Here is a 19434-nt window from a genome sequence, read left to right as displayed (position 1 = left end):
GCGCCTAATTGAAAGGATTCGCCGAAACTAAATGTTTGCAAGAATAAAATTTTACACCGTTGTTTCCTTCCGTCTAAGTTGCTAAAGTATGATAAAAATAGGTACCATTGTCCTCTTAATGATTTTTAGTTTTTTAAACGGGTGTTCCACGGATAAGGCAATGACCAAACCTCACCATACAAAGTCCGGGTTCCGCAATCTCAACCCGGACTTCGAAGATCATGGCTTAACGGATGTTCTGAAATGGGTCAGCGGTCGTTGGTCGGGGGAACATAGTCTGGAACCAGAAGATTATCCCCCTTTTCCCGTGGTTTCCAATGATGGAAAAGTTTTAAGAGAAAACGATTCAAAATTGTCGGTAACTTGGATCGGGCATGCGACAACTCTTGTTCAAATAGACGGTGTCAATATTCTCACTGATCCTATTTGGAGTGACCGTTGTTCGCCCGTTAGTTTTGCCGGCCCGAAACGTTACACACCTCCCGGTTTGAGATTGGAAGATCTACCCCGCATTGACGTTGTTATACTGTCGCACAACCATTATGATCATACCGATCTTTCCAGTTTGAAACTTTTGGAAGAAAAACACCATCCTAAGTTTCTAGCTGGCCTTGGCAATAAACCACTTTTAAAAGGCATAGGCCTTTCGGATGTGGAAGAAATGGATTGGTGGGATTCCGTAGAAAGGAAGGGGGTTAAATTTGTTTTTACCCCGACTCAACACTTTAGCGGAAGGGGACTTACCGATAGATACGAAACTCTTTGGGGAAGTTATGCGATACTAGGCAAAAGCCAAAAAGTATATTTCGGAGGAGATACCGGCTATTATACTCACTTTAAAGAGATAGGGAAAAAGTTCGACGGATTTGATGTAGCCATTCTGCCCATAGGTGCATTTGAACCCAGATGGTTTATGTCATCGGTTCATGTCGATCCGGAACAGTCCGTCCGGGCTTTTGCGGACTTACGCGCAAAATTTATGGTTCCCATGCATTATATGACCTTCGTTTTGAGTGATGAAAAGTTGGATTCTCCGGTTCCTCTTGCCAGAAAGGCGTTTGAAGATCTGAAATTGGCCGTGGAAAGACTTGTTCCTCTAAAAATAGGAGAATCTCGGTTTTTTTAGTTCCAGAACCTTTCGATTCTGAGTAAGCTGTCCAAAAAAAAGGATGGTGAGCATGTTTCGAAAGCTTCTCACATTATTTGTATTTCTTGCCTGCATTGGGCTCTTCTCTGTCTCTTTATCGGCAGATGATACTGCTCCAACACCTGCGCAACCGACTGTTCAGGAAGATACGGGCCATTCCTCCCATGCGGCAGAAGCGCATAGTGAATTGCCGTATTGGTCGGTAATTCCGTTTATTGCGATCCTATTGGCGATTGCGATTTTACCCGTTGCTTCTCACAAAACAGAGCATTGGTGGGAGAATAACAACAATAAGTTGATCGTTGCCGGTGTTCTCGGTGCTATTTCCGTGATTGTTCTTTTGAGTTTCGGTCAAGGTCATGCCATCTACCATACTCTTATATTCGACTACGTTCCGTTTATCATTCTGCTAGCCTCCTTGTTTTATATCTCCGGGGGAATCGTAATCAAAGGGGATATCCATGCATCTCCTCTCAACAACTCTATCTTTTTGTTTATCGGAGCTTGCCTTGCTTCCTTTATCGGAACAACAGGAGCTTCCATGCTTCTCATTCGTCCTCTTTTGAAAACAAACAGTGAAAGAAAACATGTAGTTCATACGGTTGTGTTTTTCATCTTCCTTGTTTCCAATATAGGCGGTTCCCTCACTCCACTGGGAGATCCTCCTCTTTTCCTAGGTTATTTGAAAGGAGTTCCTTTCACTTGGACTTTCGGATTGTTGCCTGAGATGGTTTTTGCGGTAGTGATTTTACTTGTTGTGTATTTTATTTGGGATACGATCGCTTACAAAAAAGAATCGAAAGCGGATCTTAAAAAAGACGATAAGAATGCGGTTCCTTTCGATCTCGACGGTCAAGTAAACTTTGTTTGGTTACTCGGTGTTGTACTATCGGTAGCATTTCTCAATAGCAATTATATTCCTGCCATCGCTGAAAATCCTTATCTCGGATTCATTCGTGAAGCAGTATTACTCGGGTTAATCGCTATTTCCAAATTCACATCCAAACCGGAATTCAGAAAGGCAAACAACTTCACTCTCGGTCCTATTCAAGAAGTAGCTTATCTATTCGTTGGAATTTTTATCACAATGATTCCTGCTTTGATTTTACTGGAAGCAAACGGTAAATCACTCGGGATCACGGAAAGATGGCAATTTTTCTGGGCGACAGGAGCTTTCTCTTCCGTTCTGGACAATGCTCCCACCTATTTGACTTTCGGTTCCTTGGCTTCGGGACTACTCACTCCTACAGGTGCTACTCCGCTGACTCTGGGACAGTTCATTGGAAATCCTGCTGCCGAAGAAATTTTGAAAGCGATATCGGTAGGTGCCGTGTTTATGGGTGCGAATACTTATATAGGTAACGCGCCGAATTTCATGGTGAAGTCGGTAGCTGAAGAAAATAAAGTGAAGATGCCGTCTTTCGGTGGTTATGTGCTTTATTCTTTCGGAATTTTGATTCCTTTGTTCATATTGATTACTTTTATCTTTTTCGTTTAGTTCCAATAAAAAAGCCAAGTCTACTTTCGTAGGCTTGGCTTTTCTTCCGATCATAAAGCTTCCGCTTTTATCGAATTACAAAAAGTTTTAATTCTTTTCTTCTTTCAATTTTTCCAATTGGTTCAATCCGAACCCAAGTGCCACACCGATGATAAGAGCGACAAGCGGAATGATGATCTCTTCGAAAGAAGAAGGTAGTATGTTTTCTGCGGTTGCAATTTGGATGTCCCGTTTTACTTCTCCCGATCTGCCTACGATGGTTTGTCCTACCGAGTAATCTTTGAAAGGCCAAAGGATAAAAAAGGAACCTAGGATGAGGCCCAAAAGAAAAGTCATCGTATGTGATTTGTATTTTTTGAATAACCATTTCACAAAATGAGTGAATAATAATAATCCGAGTAGGCACCCGAGTGCGAAAGCGGATAGAAAAACGATCGAGTCCACTGCAAGTATATTGGAAAGTTTTCCGATTACGATTTGGTATTCTCCGAGGACCAACATGATATAAGATCCTGAAATTCCGGGAAGAATCATTGCTGAAATGGCAATAGCTCCGGTAATAAATGCAATGATAGGATTTTCGGAACCTGCAGTCTCACCCATAAAAAAACTTGGGACAACCGTGAGTGCGATCCCCGGAACAAGCCAAAGCCAAATACCGATACTGTGTTTTTCCATCAATTTATAAGGAACGGAAAGAGAAGGAATGATGAGGCCGATAAACAATGCTAAGGTGGGTGCAGGATGATTTTGAAGTAAGAACTGAATCAGCTTTGCTCCCGAGACCACGGACAGAAGGAGCCCGAACCCGAGAAAAGTTAGAAACCAGAAGTCGATTCGTTTCATTTCTTCCGCAAATTTTGCTCTGCTTTCCTTGTTGAAAAATTCGGTCAATAAACCGATGCTTACTTTAATCGTAGTTAGATTTAGGGATGTGATCGCACCGATGAGTCTGTCGTAAAGTCCGAGTATAAGTGCGAATGTTCCGCCGGAAACTCCCGGAATCAGGTTTGCGATTCCAATTAAAAATCCATTCAGGATGCAGAAGAGTATTTCTTTTCTTGTTAGTGGCATAGAGGAAGAATCGAAAGGGACGCTCCTCTAGGCAAGGTTTTTTCTGCCTGTCTTTAAACCCAACCGAATCAAAAGATATACGAATAAGTAACCTGTTAGGGTTCCTAACAGTAGGATCGGATGGGAAATTTTTAAAGATGGATTCAAAAATCGGAAATATATATATATTCCGCCAGCAGGAAGATTGAGTAAAGATAGAACAAAACAAGTTCCGGTCTTCCCTAGGCTAGTGTCTGTTAGATGCTGGTACAGATGTTCCCTGTGTGCCTGGAAAATATGTTTTTTCTGCCAACTGCGAAGTAGAATCGTGAAGATTCCATCCACCCAAAAGATGGGAAATAAGTAAAACAGTAGTGAAATATCGAATTGAGTTTGGTCGGTTTTTGCGGATAAAAGAGGAAGGGATAGTATGATGAATCCGAGCCCTAAAGATCCGCTGTCTCCCATAAACAATTTTGCTTTCGGCGAATTATAAAATATAAATCCGAAGAGTGCCAAAAACAAGCATACCAAGATAACAAAAAATACCGAGTTTGGAAAAAACAATTCCGATAAAATAAATCCGAAAGATAAAGAAGAAAAGAAAAAACTGGTTACCAGATATAAATCAAGGCCGTCCATAAAATTCACAAGATTCACGATAAATACCATAAGGAATATGGAAACCGAAAGGGAAATAACCCTGTTTTCAATCGCATAATGAAAGATTGTCGGAGTTATGTTCAAATGATAAAACCAAAACCCCGCAAATAAAAGTTCCAATCCCAATCTAATGTTAGGTGACAGAGAAATCAAATCGTCCGCAAATCCGAGTAACCCGAAAAATACGACTCCCGAAATCAAAAACGGCAAAATCGAAAGTAGTTGGAAATGAATGCTTTCGAAAGGGCTTCCTTTCGTTTGCCCCGAATAAGTGACCCAAAGCAAAAAACATAGAAACAACGGCAAAAACACCATTCCTCCCGACTTTTTCGTTTTTTCGGTGTGAAGACTTCTTTCATTCGGGATATCTTGTACCCCAATTCCGGAATGTACGTAGAGACTGTGGAAAATCAGGCTGATGAGGCTCGCAAATATCCAAAAAGAAAGGGAAAATGAATCCATTTTCGCTAAGATCGGATACTTAGGCTGTTTTGGCAGTTTTTTATTGCAAAAAAGAGCCAACATTCCACCTTTAAATTTATGTTTCAGGGCGTTTATACTGCTGTCATTACTCCTTTCCGTAAGGGAAAAATTGACTACGATAGTTATTTCAAAATCTTAGAAAACCAGATTTCGTCAGGCGTAGCTGGCGTAGTTCCTTGTGGAACGACGGGTGAGTCACCCACTCTTTCTTATGAAGAACATAAGGAATTGATCCAAAAAACCGTATCGGTGGTGAATCGTCGTATCCAAGTGATTGCAGGAACAGGTTCCAATTCTACAGAGGAAGCGATTGAGCTCACCGAGAAGGCATGCGCTGACGGAGTCGACGGAATTCTTACCGTAAATCCATACTATAACAAACCCACTCAAGAAGGGTTGTACCAGCATTTTTCCAAAATCGCGGAACATTCCACAAAGCCGGTCATGTTGTACAATATCCCCGGTAGAACGAATGTAAATCTTTTGCCTGAGACAGTGAAACGTCTTTCCGGACACAAACAAATAACATCCATTAAAGAAGCAACCGGGGATTTGGGACAGATGGCGAAAGTGATCTCTTTGACCGATCCCGACTTTCATTTGTTATCCGGGGATGACAACCTGACCCTGCCGGTTCTTTCTATCGGCGGGAAAGGTGTAGTATCGGTCGTATCGAATTTATTCCCGCGTGCTTGCGTGGATATGGTTTCTCTCTATATGAGAGGGGATACTTCCGCAAGTCAGAAGATATATTATAAATTGCTTCCCGTGTTCATCAATGCATTTATCGAAACCAATCCGATTCCGATCAAAGCGGCCATGAGTTGGTTCGGGTATTGTGACAACGAACTTCGTTTGCCGATGACTCCTCTTTCGGACGGATCCGCTTCCGACAATTTCAAAAAGATCGTTTTTCAACTGAGAGAGGAAGGAATTGTCTAAAATCAATGTCGGACTCATCGGTGCAAACGGAAGGATGGGTCGTGCCATCATCCAAGTTCTTACTTCTTCCAACAAATCCAGGTTAAGTGCTGCTGTTGTAAAAGAAGGTTCTGTTTATACCGACTTTGATTCCGGCATTCATTCGGGGATCAAAGAAACAGGAATTACGTTTTCTTCCGACTTGGAAGCTGCATGTGAAAATTCGGATATACTAATCGATTTTAGTACTCATACTGGATTCTCCAAAAACCTGAGTGTTGCCGTTTCTAAAAAAAAGCCGATCGTGATCGGAACAACAGGTTTAAATGATTCTGAAAAACAGGAGATCATAGAAGCCTCAACCCATATTCCGATCGTATTTTCTCCCAATATGTCGGTGGGTGTGAACTTACTTTTTAAACTGACTGAGATTGCCGCCAAAGTTCTGCAAGACGACTTTGATGTGGAAGTTCTGGACATCCATCATCGTCATAAAAAGGATTCCCCTTCCGGAACCGCACAACATATCAAAGAAGTTCTCCTGAAAGCCCAAGGGCGAAAGGAAGAGAATGTCATTTACGGAAGACATGGAATGTATCCGGAAAGAGATCCGAAAGAAATAGCCGTGCATACGATGCGAGCGGGCGAAGTGATCGGAGAACACACTGTGTTTTTCTTCAGTCCGGAAGAAAGAATCGAGATCGCACATAAGGCACAAGACCGCAAAACATTCGCAGTCGGTGCCGTAAAAGCCGCAGAGTTTTTATCAGGCAAGTCGAAAGGTCTTTATAATATGTTTGATGTGCTAGGGATCTAAAATTGGATTTTTTACGCGGCTTATATATCATTCCTTGGAGTAAGAATTATATCTCCATCACTTTGGATATACTCATAGTCGCGTATCTGATTTATAAAGCATATACGACTCTTAGGAGAACCAGAGGTATCCAACTTTTACTCGGGGTAGGACTGATCTGGATATCGGGCAGTCTTGCCGAGTTTTTCAATTTCGAATTATTGGAACTCATCCTTACCAACATCCGGCCTGCACTTGTATTTGCGATTATCGTATTACTCCAGCCCGAGCTTCGTAGACTCACCGGAGATTTTGCCCGGATACGACTCCTTCGTTTTTTATTTTTAAAACCTACATTCGATCTGGATCCGATCGTGGAAGCAGTCCGAACGATGGCTTCTCAGAAGATAGGTTCTCTCATCGTGCTTGTAAAGGATATCAGTCTGAAAGATATTTCCGAAACGGCGGTGCCGATTGATGCTGTGGTTTCTTCCGAATTATTGCAGACCATCTTTTTTAAAAATTCACCTCTCCATGACGGAGCGGTAATCATCGAACAAAACAGGATTATCTCTGCGGCCTCTTATCTGCCTATGAGTTCCAGTATGGAGATCACCACTCTGGGAGCGAGACACCGTTCGGCACTCGGACTTTCGGAAGAATCGGATTCGATTGTAGTTGTCACTTCGGAAGAGACGGGAGAGATCACCGTTTGTTACGAAGGAGGGATGTTCCATCCAGTCAAACCTTTGGAGTTAAAAGCTCTCATCAGCCAACTTATGGCGGATGCCCGCAAGTCAAACCGGGACGAAGATAGAAAGAAACCGAAGGAATCCGGTATTTAAAATGTTGCGAAAACTGAGAGCGAATATCTTGCGTAACTGGAAGGCAAAACTCGCATCGTTACTGATTGCATGTGTTTTTTATATCAATCTTCAAAATTCCAAGATACTTATCAAGACGATTAATGTTCCTATCGAATATCCGAAGTTAAGCGGCAATCTTTCCTATAGCAAAAATCCTGAAAAATCGATCCCCGTTCGGGTGGAAGGTTTGAAAGACGTAGTGAATTATTATTCCCAGTTTATGAAAGCGGTTATCGATTCGGAAGATGTCCAGATCGGTGTGACAGAAGTTCCCATCAAAAAGATCGTCGGTGTTCCCAGCGGTGTGAAAGTTACCAAATTGAGAAAAACGGTTCCTGTTGAAATCGAATCCAGGGGTCTGAAGGTAGTCCCTATCGAAGCTGTATTCGAAGGAACACCACCGCCTAATTTTGAAAAGCTGACTCAGATACTGAGTCCTACCCGGATTACGATCAGCGGTAAACCGCAGGATTTGGAAAAAATATCCAAAATCACCCTTCCCGAAATCAGTCTGACGGATAAGAAGGAACCTTTTGCAAGAACGGTGCGTATTCCTGATCTTCCCAAAGGTGTAGGGATTTTAGGCTCGAGAGACGTTACCGTAAATGTAAATATCATTCCTTTGTCTTATAAATCGGGGGAACAGACAGTTGCGGGGATTCCGATCACCTGTTCTGGGTTAGATGGGAGACTTGAGCCCGAATTATCCGAAGAACAAGTGGCAATTCGTTATTTTTCTTTAAAGCCGATTCGTTCGGCGCAAGTGTTGACTGGAATCGTGGCACAAGTTCCTTGCAATTATATTTATGATCCGGTAAAAGACAAAATCATTCCTGAGTTGCAGCCGCAAGTAGCAAAGGTAAGGATCATTAAAAACAAGGATTTAAAGGGAATCGAAGTTCTTCAAATCAATCCTGAAAAAATAGAAATCCGTTATAAAGTGAAAGAGGGTTCTCCGAAAAACGACATTCCTTCCGACCCGGGAGAAGACGGAAGCGAATTGGAAAATACCAAATCCTGGTTGGAAAAAAATCCTTCCTAGTCTACTTATCTTTTTTATTTAAAAAATCATTTATCGCCGTAAAACATTCATTTGGTGCTTCCCAATGAGGATAGTGACCTATGTTTTCCAGCTTCAGAATTTTTGCATTTTTGAGAGGAAGTTTTTCAATCTCATCAATCAAATGTTTTCCGCTTACAGGATCTACCAAACCGTTGATAAAAAAGAGAGGAACATCGGTTTCGAGTAGTGCTTTCTTCCAACGGAATCCGTGTACCTTTCTTTCTTTGATATAAGGAAGAAGCAGATGAGGGATTTTGATATCGGATGGATAAGTAGCAAGCTTCCAAAGAGTTGCAATTTCCTTGTCCGTCGGTTGAGTGTTCGGACCGAAAACCCGGGCAAGTGCTTTTGCGAATGTTTTTTCACTGAAAAAAGGAACAAGTAATCCGCCGAGGATCGGAGTAGCTAATAATTTCTGAACGAAAATCGGTCTATGTAGCTCCGGGAAAAGTCCTCCATTCAAAAAGACAGCACTGTCGATTTCGTATCCTGATCCGTTTCTTTCTTTGTGCCTAGCTAATATTTCCTGACCTATGCTGACTGCATAATCATGAAAAACAAATCGTACTCGTTTGAGTGCGTTCTTTTCAATAAAACTTTCTATGATATCCGTTTGTTCCATCAAACTGTATTGATAGTTTTTCGGTTTGGATGAATAACCGAAGCCTAAAAAATCAATCGCGGTAGTATTGAAATATCTGCTGAAACCGTTGAATATCTTTGCATAATCCCAGGAAGATGTAGGGAAACCATGTAACAAAAGTAAATGATTGCCTTTGCCTTCTTGAATATAGAAAATTTGAAAATTTTTATATTCGAAAAATTTTCCATCTGCCAACCACTCAGTGACAGTTTTAAAGGGAAAGGATGTATCAACCATAGAAATATAAGGATCTTTTTTACCCAGGGAAGTCAATGAAAAACTTGTTAAGAAAAACTTGACAATATCCAAAGATGGAATTCATTAATGGGCACCGGTTGTTTGAAGTTTACTTCAGATAAGGAGTGTTATCATGGCAAAATTAGAAGATATAGAAGGTATTGGCCCCAAGTATGCTAACATCCTAAGGAAGGCAGGGGTGCGTTCTACCGGAGATTTTCTAAAAAAAACCAAAGCTCCTCAAGCTCGCAAGGATCTTGCCAAATCAACAGGGATTTCGGAAAAGTTGATCTTGGAATGGGCCAACCATGTGGATCTATTTCGTATCAAAGGTATCGGAGAAGAATACGCTGATCTTTTGGAAGAGGCGGGCGTGGATACTGTCGTGGAACTTTCCAAAAGAAAACCTGGAAATTTATACGATGCCATTAAAGCGATCAACGAGAAAAAAAAATTAGTTCGTCAGCTTCCTTCCGGTTCTAAAGTAGAAGACTGGGTTCTTCAAGCGAAGAAAACTCCACGCGCACTTACCTACTGATTTCTACCTACTTAAACGAGTGATAAGAAATCCTTGCCCTCTCGTTCCTTTTAATTCTTAGTTCTTAGTAATGCCTTCTTATCCGCTTCAATTTTTCTCAATGCCGGAAGGACCTGTTTCCGACTGGGAGTATTTCTGGTATCAGATTCCTTACGGAGCTCCGGGGATTCTCACATTTCTTGTCGGCATTTTTTTAAGTTATTTCGCCTTTCAGAAATTTCGGGAATCGAAAGAGAATCGTCTCTTCCATGCAAATCTGGCAGTCACATTCGTCAGTTTTGGTTTTGTCGGACTTGTCTTAAGTTTACGCGCATGGATTCAAAACGTAGAACAGCTTGTTTTCTGGAACGACATCCTCTATTTCTTTGTTCCTTCTCTTGCTCCGGCGGCGTTTTATCTGGTATATCATATGACTGGAAAACGGAGCAAGTTGCTTCTTTATTATTCCTATCTATGTTGGCTTACTTGCTTTCTCATCTATTTCGGGATTATCATTGGAAAAGGTTTTGAGACCGATGTGACCGTCTTTCCTTTCGGGAAATATCCGAAAGGAAGTTCATTCATTCGCCCCTGGGGAATCGTCGCCCCCATCGGCTACTTTCTGTTAATCGTTCCTGCATTTATAAAACATTATTCGCAAGTGCGCGCCAATTACCATCCTTCCTTGTTTCATGGCGTGAATCTTTTGTTTTTGCTGATTTGTTCGAATGCTCCCAGCATCCTGGGTTATAAGATTTACCCCGGTGGATTTTTTCTGTTCATCCCTATGTTACTTGTCGCCTACGGGGTATTTCGTTCCGACTTCTTCGACGTAAATCAGCTTCTGTTTCAAAAGAACGGGATGTTTTATTTTTTGTTCGGTCTTTTGTCCTTTGTTTTGATTTTTATCTCCTTCGGTGTTTCCTTCGGGCTTTCTCCCACTTCTTATGAAAGTTCCAATTGGTACCCTTGGGGACTTCCTCCCGTAGTGAGCGTGTTTGCCGCCATCTTTCTGTCCATTATGGTAGCTGGTGCCAATCCTTCGGCGAGGTTGAATCAGTTATGCGCTTTCGCACTCATCCTCACCGGATTTTACGTAATGCAATCGGTTCCTTTGAAGTTGAATCTTTCTTATGTTGTGCAATTGCGTGTTTCTCAAATGGTATTTGTTCCTTTTGCATTTGCTCCGAGCATCATGGTGAGACTCGTATTTGAAGCCGTATCTCAGAAAAATCCGAAGGGCCTACAAGTGATTGATTTTTTATGCGTGGTTGCGGCACTGCTTGCCCCCTCACCGTGGTTATTCGTAGGATATTATGAATATCCTTGGTCTAGAGTTCATCATGGCGGGCCTGTTGAAGTTCTAGTGGGATTCAACGGATTACTTGCTTTGGTTTTCATTTTGTTCACCTTGTTCAAACACAGGGAAATCGTGAACGGCGCTTCCCGTTGGATCATAGGTTCCTTTGTTTTATCGGCGACTTTGCTTTTGTTCGCTCTTCTTCCTTCTCACGGATTTCCTCTTTTTCCTTTGAGTGATTTTCAGTTTGTTCCCGCAGCAATTCTTGGTTATGCGGTGCTTCGCCACGGAGCACTTTCTTTGGAAGGCAGAACGATTCAGCTCAGCCAAAGACTGGCCAATCTAGGACTTGTTACAATAGGTATTGCCGGGATTTTGTATTTTCCTCTGATCCGGGATCATTACGGAGTGGGTGAATCCGCATTCCATCTGATGATGCTTGTTTTGCCACTTATACTTTTCAATTATCTGGTTGTATACATTATGTCCAGGCCTTTGGCGGAAGAACTGGATATCAGTTATTTCCTTTTGGATTTGGAAAAACAAAAAGCGGATGAAGAGAGAGAGAAAGCATTGATCGCTCAGGACAAAGCGGAAGAGGCGATGGAAGAATCGGAAAAATTGCTTTTGAATATTCTGCCGACGAAAGTCGCTCAGGAACTGAAGCTAAAAGGAAGCGTAACTCCTGCTAGGTTTGAGAATGTTACCGTTTTGTTTACCGACTTCAAAGGATTTACCAGAGTAGCCGAAGGAATGGAAGAACATGAATTAGTCCAGGAGCTGGATGCCTGTTTTACTCAATTCGATGAGATTATACTTCGTAACAATCTGGAGAAACTGAAAACAATCGGAGATTCTTATATGTGTGCAGGAGGATTGCCTGTACAAAATCATACGAATGCAATTGATGCCTGTCTTGCCGCGTTGGAAATCCAAAGTTTTATGAATCAATTGAAGGAAATCAAGACTGCCTTGAATTTACCTTTTTGGGAACTTCGATTGGGAATTCACACCGGCCCCGTGGTCGCGGGAGTTGTGGGGAGATTCAAGTTTGCCTATGACATTTGGGGGGATACGGTCAATACCGCTTCCCGAATGGAATCGGGAGGAGAGTCGGGAAAAATCAACGTGTCTTCCGAAACTTACAATTTGGTTAAGTATTTTTTTGTAACCGAATACAGAGGAAAGATCTACGGTAAAAACAAAGGTGAGTTGGATATGTATTTTGTTCATCGCCTAAGACCTCGTTATTCGCAAGATCCTGACGGGAAAGCACCTAATCAATTGTTTCGGGATCTATATGCCAGAATTCATTCCGGTTCCAAGATTCGTTGGAAAAACCAACCTGAGTGATTTCAGGTTGGTAAGTCTTTACGGTAGGTTAGATAAACGTTTTTAGTTTAAATTCTTTTTAAGTTTGTTCTTCTTCAGCGAGCCAAGTGCGGAGTAATTGCGCCACGTCTTCCGGTTTTTCTTTCGCAAGGTTGATTGCGTTTTCCAAAAGTTCCCGGCGTAATTTTTCGTCCAGAGAGAGCTCTACTTCCGCTCCCCCTTCGTCCATCACCCGTAATGCGGCTTCCCGCATCATTTGTTGTTGAGCTGCAAGTTCTTCTTCGCGAAGTCTTCTTCTTCTCGCCATTTCCTTTTTGATCGCTCTATAGACGAGGATTGCAAGTATGAGTAAGATTAGAATGACTAGAGACGCGATCACCATATTTCGGATGGCTCTTTGTTTTTGGAACTCTTCGTCTTCCAGTCTGAATTGTTCCGTTCTATCCTTAGGAATAGTGATTACGCTGATCTGGTCACCTCTGGAACGAGTGTAACCGATCGCAGCTTCCAGGTTTTTACGAATGAGTTTGAGATCGGATTCGGAAACAGGATTGTATTTACGATCGTAACCGAGCCCGTCTTCTCTTTCCTTCTTTTCCCAAACCCCATCCACTACGACGGAAAGTCCCAGTTTATCAATCTTCCAAGGTTGGCGTTTGATATCTTTGACCCGTTTGTTGAATTCGTAGTTATTGATGTTTTCGTCTTTGGAATATTCCGCTTTTTGATAGTCGGTATCTTTATAACCCGGAGGAAGGTTCGGTTCTGTTCCTGCAGGTCCGTCGGGGGTGAATCCTCTCCCTTTGAATGCTTCTTTCGTTTCTTTGGAAGAAACTTTCAATGAATAACCATCGACTAACTGACGTTCGGAGTAAGGCGTATCCGGATTATCTTCGAAAGCCACAACAGGCATCACTTCATTTTCAGTAAGTGATTCCTGATCCCAGTTTAAAATGTATTCGAATCGGGTGATATCGACTCTATCTTCCCCACCCAAATACCAACGAAGTGTGTTTCTAATATCAATTAGGCGTTTGACACGTTCTTCTTCTTCAATCCTGAGTTTTTCCTGGACGATACGTAGTTCCAATCTTTCCTTTTCCAAGTCTTCTTCGAAGTCGGAAATGATTTTACCATCCGGATCGGCAACACTTACGTTTTCCGGTTTCAATTTGGGAACAGCACGTGCTACCAAGTTGACGATACCTTTCACTTCTTTTTTGCTGAGCCCTTCAATGCCGGGGCGGAAGTGTAAGATCACACTTGCTTTCACGGGATATGCATTTGCTTCGAATAAATCCGCTTCCGGAATCGCTATGTTTACGTCCGCTTTTTCAATGGGACGCAAAGTCATAAGTGACTTTTCAATCGCACCCTTTAACGCCCGATATTTTTTGATGTCTTTGTCGAATTGGGTCTCAGTGAATTTTTCTATATCAAAAAGTTCCCAACCTGTAACTCCCGCAGGGATGAGGTTTTCTTGCGCGAGTTTGGTGATGATTTCTTGTCTTTTGTCCGGATCAACTGTGATGAGACTTGTATCGCTCGATCCATAAGCATACCCGAGAGCATCCAGTTTTTTTGTGACTTCGGAAAAGTCTTTCGGGTCCAGATCTTTGAATAAAATGATTCGGTTCTTTGTGGAAGAGACGGAGGAGAGGATTACAATCGCAATCACTACAACCAAAAGAACTCCTCCTAAGATGAGCTTCTTTGTATTGTCTAGTTTTGCTAAAAGTTCCTTAAGATTGTCTAGAATTCGTTGCAGTGCCTCAGGCATAGTTCGGGCCTCATCCCATTAAGAGACATAATTGCAACTTTGTACTGATTTGTACAAGTCTTTTTCGGGGCTTCCCGGAGGATTTTCCGGGTTAGGGTTCCGTGATATTGGCGCTGGAAGTTGTGGTACCTACCTTGGTAGGAGTCGCCATTTCTTGAAACAGATTGTTCAGTCCGATCAGGCTGATGGAAGTAGCGATCGCTTTTTTCCGTTTTTCTTCCTCTCGTTCGGAACGATCCTGAAAAACAGGATTTGTGAAACAATTCCAGAGGAAGGGAAGTGTGAAAATGGAAATATAAAACGGTTTAAAAAGGTTTCCCATCGGTCCTTACCTTGATCTTGGTGTAACGGATCTTTTCGATTTGGTTCTTTTCCAAATTTCTGATTTCACCTTCGACTTCCAAACTTATATTGTCCTGGCTGAATGCTTTGATATCACCTTGAATCGATATACCATTTGTTAGTTGGATCATCGCCACGCGTTTCATATAAAAAGGTTCTTCCGGTCCTTCTTTTGCTTCCGCTTCCGCAACTGCGGATTCTTCCGTTGCCCTTTTGTTTGCAATGATGGTTTTGTAAAGATCTCTTTCTTCCAAAAGTTGTCTGTAATCGGCGAGCAAGGGAGAATCACATACTTCGATCCGAATTGTTTTTTTTGTAATGGAAGTAGCCCATCCGAGAACTACGGATAAAAGTACATCCGAAACTTCCACTTTTTCTTCAAAACGATAAGACTGATTCGGGTCGGGAAACAATTCTTCCAGAGAAACATGATTGAGCCTGTAGGTTCCAAGCAAAATATACCACTGAGAATATTCTCTGGACGAATAACACTTGTCATCCGCTCCGCTTAAAAACAAAGGATGGGTTTCATGGGGGTTATGGATTTTCAGTTTGGTAAGAGAAGAAGAGCCTGCTTTTCGTGTTCCGGGAAAGACTTTTGGAAAAATCTCTTTTGCCCGTTTGATACTGGAAGGAACCTGTTTTACCATATATTGCAATTCTTCGACCGTAAAAACCAATTCGTTTCTAAGTGTTTCTTTGAGATTTTCAGCTTCCGTACTACTCATGGAGACTTGGGCGATATGTTCCAAACCTTTGAGATGAAGTGTTTCCAATCTTGTTTGCAAGATAGGAAGTTCTCTATAAGCAAATAAGAAAGCTTCCTTTTTGTCGCCATAGTCGGTTTTGTTTGTAAGTGATTCTTCCGTCTTTTGAATTGCAAGTTGGGAAAATCGGACAGTGATGATGGTGCGGTAAGAATCTTCGAGAAACTGATCATACACGGGAATTCCAAATACGCTGTGAGAATAAGGAGAAATCAATAAGGGGTTCAGAGAAGTATCTTCATACTTTTCCAATTGGGATGAAGTTTCTTTCAAAGAGTAATTTTTTTTAGGAGTGGCGCATTCGAAAACAAAAAAGGAAACAATAACAAGTGCCAGGGGAACGGAAACAATAGATCGCATATTTTTCTCTTTCAAAAACATTCTCATATTTATAAACAAATACAATTGAAAATTATTGCAAAGGTCCGTGAAATCTCTTCGGAACCCAGAAATTGATCTTGAACGGAAGCGGTTCCCATTTAGTCTGATATTCATGAAGACGATACACACGATTGACTGCCATTACGCAGGATTGGATTTTGTGGCATGTTCCTATCTGATTGTGGAAGGAGATCGGGCGAGTTTTATCGAAACGAATACCACCCACGCTTTGCCTTTTCTCTTGGGCAAATTGGAAGAATTGAAAATCCCCAAGGAAAATGTGGATTATATCATCGTCACTCATGTTCATTTGGATCATGCGGGAGGAGCTTCCGCTCTTCTCGGTGTTTGCCCGAATGCGAAAATTTTAGCTCATCCGAAAACCGCCAAACACCTAATCAATCCGGTCCGACTGATTCAAAGTTCGAAAATGGTTTATGGCGAAGAAAACTTTAGGAAACTATACGGAGAAATTTCTCCCGCTCCGGAAGGAAGAGTGAGAGTGATGTCGGATCGGGAAGTGTTGGAGTGGGGAAAAAGAAAATTCACTTTTTATTATACCAAGGGTCATGCCAATCATCATTTTTGCATTCATGATTCATTATCGAATTCCATCTTTACGGGAGATTCTTTCGGGATTTCCTATCCCCATCTGGAAAACGGAAAAAGATTTATTTTTCCCACCACAACTCCTACTGACTTTGATTACGAGGAAGCCGTTTTATCAATCGATCTCATTGTAAACACAAGAGCTGAGATTGCTTACCTGACTCATTTTGACGGAGTCGATGTTCTTTCTGATAAAGCACAATCTCTCAAACATTCGCTTGCATTATGCGATTCAGCAATCAAAGGGGCCGCGAACAAGAACGAAGAAGATCTGTCCCTTTATTTCGAATCCAAAGTCAAAGAGATGATTGAAAACGCGGCGGTGAAACAAGGAGTTCTTTTGACAAAGAAAGATTGGGATCTTTTGAGCTTGGATGTGAATCTGAATGCACAAGGTTTGAAATTCGTCGCATTAAAAAATAGCACCCGTTAAATGAAAAATCCGATTGCTTTTCTTTCCGTATTCTTGTTGGTCTGCTTTGCCGTTACAGATTGTTCCGGATTCGGTTCGAGGATTTCAAACCGTAAAAAAAATTCGAAACAGGATAGTATTACCAATCAGATTAAGATCCGTGTTTTATGCAGCGAGTTTGAGGAAGAGTTCTATTATCCTATCTTACTGGGTGAGAAAAAAGATCTGCTTCTGATTCTTGCGGAACTTTCCCAGAAGGAAAATCCATCCATTCGTTTTATTTCCACCAATAAAACGGAAGAGATTATGGAGATCAACGGAGCAAGAAATTCCTGGAAGGAAGGTTGGGTGATTTATATAAACGGGGAAACAATCAGCTCTTCGGAACTTAAGTTAGGTGTTCGTGTGGGAAAAGAAGACAAGATCGAAATCAAACTGATTCCTGTGGAGAGGGTATTCGGGCGACCCATGTCCCTGAACGGATCGCCTCGTTATAAAAACCGAAGAAATGTTTTAATTATCTGAGTTGAGTCAATTCTCTGTAAGCTCTGATAAATCCGTCTGACATCGTTTTTGCGAAAGTCAAAGAGATTCTCGCTTTTTCCGCAGCGATCATCACATCATGCAGCTCGACGCTGTTGGGATCGAAAACGATTTTTTGAGTCATTTCGTCCGCTTCTACCTGTTGATCGTTTACCTGCTCAAACGCTTTTTTCATAGCATCTGCAAAAGTTCCCGCGACTTCATCGGGAGATTTGGCTTCATTTGTTTTTCCGTAATGCCTCATATCCGTTCTTTGCACTGCCACTTTGTCTCCGTTAGGTAGAAGGGAGTGGGGTTTGTTTGCGGAAGATAGAATCTGAGAATAGGAATTGGAAATAGAAGAAATAGGATTGATTGCCATGGGACCCTCAATTCTAATATCGCAGGATTTTCCGATTCCTTGAGCAAAAATTATGTCGGATGAGGGTTTTTGTCTGTGGTAGGTACCACATTTTCATCGGATTTGCCAAGATTCCCGGAATGTTTGCTTTATTGGTTCCTGGCTTTCCCCGGCTTAGGGAGTGGGCTTATGCAGGATTTACATTTACTTTGATCGGTGCAGCATACTCTCACTTCGTCATCGGAGAATTCGAAGCGGTTCATATCGTTGCTCTTGGGATTTTATTTGTTTCCTATTTTTTGAATCAGGATTTGGAAAAAGCTAAGAAGGTGTAAATTTTTTATCCATAAGGGAACCTTGCCTCTTCTTTTTGGGTAAACTGATCAAAAGAGGAGAAAAAATGAAACCAACTCTAAAAACTTTGCTCGCCGCTTCCCTTGTGGTAGCTTTTGCATCTGCAGTCAACGCTCATGATGGAGAGCATCATGGAAAAAGTTATTCCAAAGACCATGGAAAGTATTTGGAAAAAATGGCGAAGGAACTTGGCCTGACTCCGGAACAAAAAACGCAAGTCGAGAAAGTTCATTCGGATTCGAAAGCGGCAAAAGAAGGATATGAGAAACAGGAAGATGATCTTCGTAAAGAACTTCACTCCCTTTTGGCGGCGGATAACCTAGACAAGGCGGCAATTCGTTCCAAGATGGAAGAAATTTCCAAACTGAAAGTTGATTCCAAAATGTTATGGATTGACGACAGGATCAAAATCAACGGAATTCTGACTCCGGAACAAAGAACCAAACACAAAGAGATGATGAAAAAATTTCATGAAGATCACGGTCATGAAAAAAAACACAAGATGAAAGACAAACCGGGGAAACGAGATAAAAAACGTGACTGATTTGGATTTCGAAAAAGTAGTCAGCACCACCAAATGGGCGGTGCTGAGTGCCATTCGCAAGTATCTGAACCCAGACCTGGCGGATAACATCGATGATGTGGCACAAGAAACTTACATCAGAATGTATCGTTATCTCAAAAAAAACGGATGGGATGATACAAAAGCCGGTACTCTCGGAAATTGGGCTTATACGATTGCAAAGAACGAATCCATTCGATTCGGCGAGAAATCGAAAAGAGAATGGGAAAAGGAAAAGAAAGTCCTAAGAACAGGTTCCGTTAAGGAAGAAGAAGTTTCTTTTGAAGGAAGTCTTCTCGACCGGATGGAATATGAAGAAGTTTTGAAAAAAATGCCTGCTCAATACAAAGATGTAATTCTTCTTTTGGGAGAAGGAAAATCGGGAGATCAAATTTCAAAGATATTGAAGATTGCTCCGGGAACTGTAAAATCCAGACTTTTTCGGGCAAGGAGGTATATTTATGAAAAATTCCAAATTCAACAAAGAGATTAACGAACGGTTAAACGATCCTTCTTGGGAAAAAAGAATGGTCATGAGGGTTCTGGAAGAAGAATCCGATTCTTTGAAAGCTGCGAATGCGGAAAACCGACAAGTAAATTCAATTTATTTGAAGTTAGTTGCTGCTGTATTTTTACTGGCTGCCGGGATCGGTTTTTGGTTTTACGGAGGAAATTCAAGTCGAACGCCGGAACTTGCCGCAAACCAAAAAAATTTACTTAGTTCGTATGACATCGAATCGGGAGATCTTCTTTGGGAGGATGAGGAAGATTACGATAACAATCTACTCGGAGTTTTGGAAGAATAATTCAATTCTCCGTAAAAGA

21 protein-coding genes are annotated in these 19434 nt (G+C 41.7%); 14 read left to right on the top strand and 7 right to left on the bottom strand.

Annotation, left to right across the window (positions count from 1 at the left end; all coding sequences use genetic code 11):
- Positions 1-160 precede the first annotated feature (160 nt).
- Together DI077_RS14375 and DI077_RS14370 are read left to right on the top strand one after the other, a co-directional pair.
- A complete protein-coding gene (locus DI077_RS14375; protein ID WP_242935217.1) occupies positions 161-1126 on the top strand; it encodes an MBL fold metallo-hydrolase in 966 nt (321 codons plus the stop codon).
- 52 nt (positions 1127-1178) lie between these two features.
- Positions 1179-2645, top strand: coding sequence for a sodium:proton antiporter (locus DI077_RS14370; RefSeq protein ID WP_109020540.1), 1467 nt, complete (start codon positions 1179-1181; stop codon positions 2643-2645).
- Positions 2646-2732: 87 nt separating this feature from the next.
- Here DI077_RS14370 and DI077_RS14365 read toward each other — a convergent pair whose 3' ends face one another.
- Together DI077_RS14365 and DI077_RS14360 are read right to left on the bottom strand one after the other, a co-directional pair.
- The gene (locus DI077_RS14365) at positions 2733-3719 is read right to left on the bottom strand and encodes a DUF368 domain-containing protein (RefSeq protein ID WP_109020539.1); all 987 of its coding nucleotides are present in this window, start codon (positions 3717-3719) and stop codon (positions 2733-2735) included.
- A 27-nt stretch (positions 3720-3746) separates the two neighbouring features.
- A complete protein-coding gene (locus tag DI077_RS14360; RefSeq protein ID WP_167837151.1) occupies positions 3747-4823 on the bottom strand; it encodes an MraY family glycosyltransferase in 1077 nt (358 codons plus the stop codon).
- A gap of 78 nt (positions 4824-4901) precedes the next feature.
- Between DI077_RS14360 and dapA the strand changes: the two genes are divergently transcribed.
- Genes dapA through DI077_RS14340 form a run of 4 tightly spaced genes read left to right on the top strand, consistent with a single transcriptional unit; the run spans position 4902 to position 8469 of the window.
- Positions 4902-5786 (top strand): 4-hydroxy-tetrahydrodipicolinate synthase, encoded by an 885-nt coding sequence (dapA, locus tag DI077_RS14355; RefSeq protein WP_109020537.1) that lies wholly within the window; start codon positions 4902-4904, stop codon positions 5784-5786.
- Entirely contained in the window at positions 5779-6582 is an 804-nt protein-coding gene (gene dapB, locus DI077_RS14350) for a 4-hydroxy-tetrahydrodipicolinate reductase (protein ID WP_109020536.1), read from the top strand. The genes dapA and dapB overlap by 8 nt, the downstream gene beginning before the upstream one ends.
- Positions 6583-6584: 2 nt before the next feature.
- Positions 6585-7406 carry a diadenylate cyclase CdaA gene (gene cdaA, locus DI077_RS14345; RefSeq protein ID WP_109020535.1) on the top strand — a complete coding sequence of 274 codons (822 nt, stop codon included), beginning with the start codon at positions 6585-6587 and terminating at the stop codon, positions 7404-7406.
- 1 nt (position 7407) lies between these two features.
- Positions 7408-8469 (top strand): CdaR family protein, encoded by a 1062-nt coding sequence (locus DI077_RS14340; RefSeq protein WP_109020534.1) that lies wholly within the window; start codon positions 7408-7410, stop codon positions 8467-8469.
- 1 nt (position 8470) lies between these two features.
- On the opposite strand, the gene DI077_RS14335 is transcribed toward DI077_RS14340, so the two are convergent.
- The gene (locus tag DI077_RS14335; protein ID WP_109020609.1) at positions 8471-9370 is read right to left on the bottom strand and encodes an alpha/beta fold hydrolase; all 900 of its coding nucleotides are present in this window, start codon (positions 9368-9370) and stop codon (positions 8471-8473) included.
- Between the two features lie 133 nt (positions 9371-9503).
- On the opposite strand from DI077_RS14335, the gene DI077_RS14330 reads away from it, so the two are divergent.
- Together DI077_RS14330 and DI077_RS14325 are read left to right on the top strand one after the other, a co-directional pair.
- Entirely contained in the window at positions 9504-9908 is a 405-nt protein-coding gene (locus DI077_RS14330) for a DUF4332 domain-containing protein (RefSeq protein ID WP_109020533.1), read from the top strand.
- A gap of 70 nt (positions 9909-9978) precedes the next feature.
- Positions 9979-12540, top strand: a complete 2562-nt coding sequence (locus DI077_RS14325; RefSeq protein WP_109020532.1) for an adenylate/guanylate cyclase domain-containing protein — start codon at positions 9979-9981, stop codon at positions 12538-12540.
- 58 nt (positions 12541-12598) lie between these two features.
- On the opposite strand, the gene fliF is transcribed toward DI077_RS14325, so the two are convergent.
- From fliF to DI077_RS14310, 3 genes are all read right to left on the bottom strand, one after another.
- The gene (gene fliF, locus DI077_RS14320; RefSeq protein ID WP_109020531.1) at positions 12599-14299 is read right to left on the bottom strand and encodes a flagellar basal-body MS-ring/collar protein FliF; all 1701 of its coding nucleotides are present in this window, start codon (positions 14297-14299) and stop codon (positions 12599-12601) included.
- A gap of 91 nt (positions 14300-14390) precedes the next feature.
- On the bottom strand, positions 14391-14621 hold the full coding sequence (locus DI077_RS14315; protein ID WP_109020530.1) for a hypothetical protein: 231 nt from the start codon (positions 14619-14621) through the stop codon (positions 14391-14393).
- Positions 14605-15768 (bottom strand): LIC_13076 family protein, encoded by a 1164-nt coding sequence (locus DI077_RS14310; RefSeq protein WP_135354889.1) that lies wholly within the window; start codon positions 15766-15768, stop codon positions 14605-14607. Before DI077_RS14310 ends, DI077_RS14315 begins: the two co-directional genes overlap by 17 nt.
- Before the next feature lie 133 nt (positions 15769-15901).
- On the opposite strand from DI077_RS14310, the gene DI077_RS14305 reads away from it, so the two are divergent.
- Positions 15902-16831: an MBL fold metallo-hydrolase gene (locus tag DI077_RS14305; protein ID WP_109020528.1), complete on the top strand. Its 930-nt coding sequence runs from the start codon at positions 15902-15904 to the stop codon at positions 16829-16831.
- Complete coding sequence (locus tag DI077_RS14300; protein WP_242935216.1) at positions 16832-17335, top strand: hypothetical protein; 504 nt, start codon at positions 16832-16834, stop codon at positions 17333-17335.
- Here DI077_RS14300 and fliE read toward each other — a convergent pair.
- Complete coding sequence (gene fliE / locus DI077_RS14295; RefSeq protein ID WP_109020527.1) at positions 17328-17714, bottom strand: flagellar hook-basal body complex protein FliE; 387 nt, start codon at positions 17712-17714, stop codon at positions 17328-17330. The genes DI077_RS14300 and fliE overlap by 8 nt on opposite strands.
- A gap of 59 nt (positions 17715-17773) precedes the next feature.
- Between fliE and DI077_RS14290 the strand changes: the two genes are divergently transcribed.
- From DI077_RS14290 to DI077_RS14275, 4 genes are all read left to right on the top strand, one after another.
- Positions 17774-18028, top strand: a complete 255-nt coding sequence (locus DI077_RS14290; protein ID WP_109020526.1) for a DoxX family protein — start codon at positions 17774-17776, stop codon at positions 18026-18028.
- 65 nt (positions 18029-18093) lie between these two features.
- Positions 18094-18591, top strand: a complete 498-nt coding sequence (locus tag DI077_RS14285; RefSeq protein ID WP_135354888.1) for a Spy/CpxP family protein refolding chaperone — start codon at positions 18094-18096, stop codon at positions 18589-18591.
- Positions 18584-19102 (top strand): RNA polymerase sigma factor, encoded by a 519-nt coding sequence (locus tag DI077_RS14280; protein WP_167837150.1) that lies wholly within the window; start codon positions 18584-18586, stop codon positions 19100-19102. Before DI077_RS14285 ends, DI077_RS14280 begins: the two co-directional genes overlap by 8 nt.
- Positions 19071-19415, top strand: a complete 345-nt coding sequence (locus DI077_RS14275; protein ID WP_109020523.1) for a hypothetical protein — start codon at positions 19071-19073, stop codon at positions 19413-19415. Before DI077_RS14280 ends, DI077_RS14275 begins: the two co-directional genes overlap by 32 nt.
- Positions 19416-19434 lie beyond the last annotated feature (19 nt).

This window comes from Leptospira kobayashii (assembly GCF_003114835.2).
Classification (GTDB): Bacteria; Spirochaetota; Leptospiria; order Leptospirales; family Leptospiraceae; genus Leptospira_A; species Leptospira_A kobayashii.
Note: the sequence above shows the minus strand (reverse complement) of the source record. Positions and strands in the feature narration are given on the sequence as shown.

What these genes read in the sequence shown, in the direction of transcription:
- fliF (WP_109020531.1), bottom strand. Translation starts at nt 14,299, where the DNA reads ATGCCTGAGGCACTGCAACGAATTCTAGACAATCTTAAGGAACTTTTA.
- fliE (WP_109020527.1), bottom strand. Translation starts at nt 17,714, where the DNA reads ATGGCAATCAATCCTATTTCTTCTATTTCCAATTCCTATTCTCAGATT.
- DI077_RS14330 (WP_109020533.1), top strand. Translation starts at nt 9,504, where the DNA reads ATGGCAAAATTAGAAGATATAGAAGGTATTGGCCCCAAGTATGCTAAC.
- dapA (WP_109020537.1), top strand. Translation starts at nt 4,902, where the DNA reads ATGTTTCAGGGCGTTTATACTGCTGTCATTACTCCTTTCCGTAAGGGA.
- DI077_RS14360 (WP_167837151.1), bottom strand. Translation starts at nt 4,823, where the DNA reads ATGGATTCATTTTCCCTTTCTTTTTGGATATTTGCGAGCCTCATCAGC.
- DI077_RS14310 (WP_135354889.1), bottom strand. Translation starts at nt 15,768, where the DNA reads ATGCGATCTATTGTTTCCGTTCCCCTGGCACTTGTTATTGTTTCCTTT.
- DI077_RS14275 (WP_109020523.1), top strand. Translation starts at nt 19,071, where the DNA reads ATGAAAAATTCCAAATTCAACAAAGAGATTAACGAACGGTTAAACGAT.
- DI077_RS14285 (WP_135354888.1), top strand. Translation starts at nt 18,094, where the DNA reads ATGAAACCAACTCTAAAAACTTTGCTCGCCGCTTCCCTTGTGGTAGCT.
- DI077_RS14375 (WP_242935217.1), top strand. Translation starts at nt 161, where the DNA reads ATGACCAAACCTCACCATACAAAGTCCGGGTTCCGCAATCTCAACCCG.
- DI077_RS14365 (WP_109020539.1), bottom strand. Translation starts at nt 3,719, where the DNA reads ATGCCACTAACAAGAAAAGAAATACTCTTCTGCATCCTGAATGGATTT.
- DI077_RS14290 (WP_109020526.1), top strand. Translation starts at nt 17,774, where the DNA reads ATGAGGGTTTTTGTCTGTGGTAGGTACCACATTTTCATCGGATTTGCC.
- DI077_RS14305 (WP_109020528.1), top strand. Translation starts at nt 15,902, where the DNA reads ATGAAGACGATACACACGATTGACTGCCATTACGCAGGATTGGATTTT.
- DI077_RS14340 (WP_109020534.1), top strand. Translation starts at nt 7,408, where the DNA reads ATGTTGCGAAAACTGAGAGCGAATATCTTGCGTAACTGGAAGGCAAAA.
- DI077_RS14315 (WP_109020530.1), bottom strand. Translation starts at nt 14,621, where the DNA reads ATGGGAAACCTTTTTAAACCGTTTTATATTTCCATTTTCACACTTCCC.
- DI077_RS14335 (WP_109020609.1), bottom strand. Translation starts at nt 9,370, where the DNA reads ATGGTTGATACATCCTTTCCCTTTAAAACTGTCACTGAGTGGTTGGCA.
- DI077_RS14300 (WP_242935216.1), top strand. Translation starts at nt 16,832, where the DNA reads ATGAAAAATCCGATTGCTTTTCTTTCCGTATTCTTGTTGGTCTGCTTT.
- DI077_RS14370 (WP_109020540.1), top strand. Translation starts at nt 1,179, where the DNA reads ATGTTTCGAAAGCTTCTCACATTATTTGTATTTCTTGCCTGCATTGGG.
- DI077_RS14325 (WP_109020532.1), top strand. Translation starts at nt 9,979, where the DNA reads ATGCCTTCTTATCCGCTTCAATTTTTCTCAATGCCGGAAGGACCTGTT.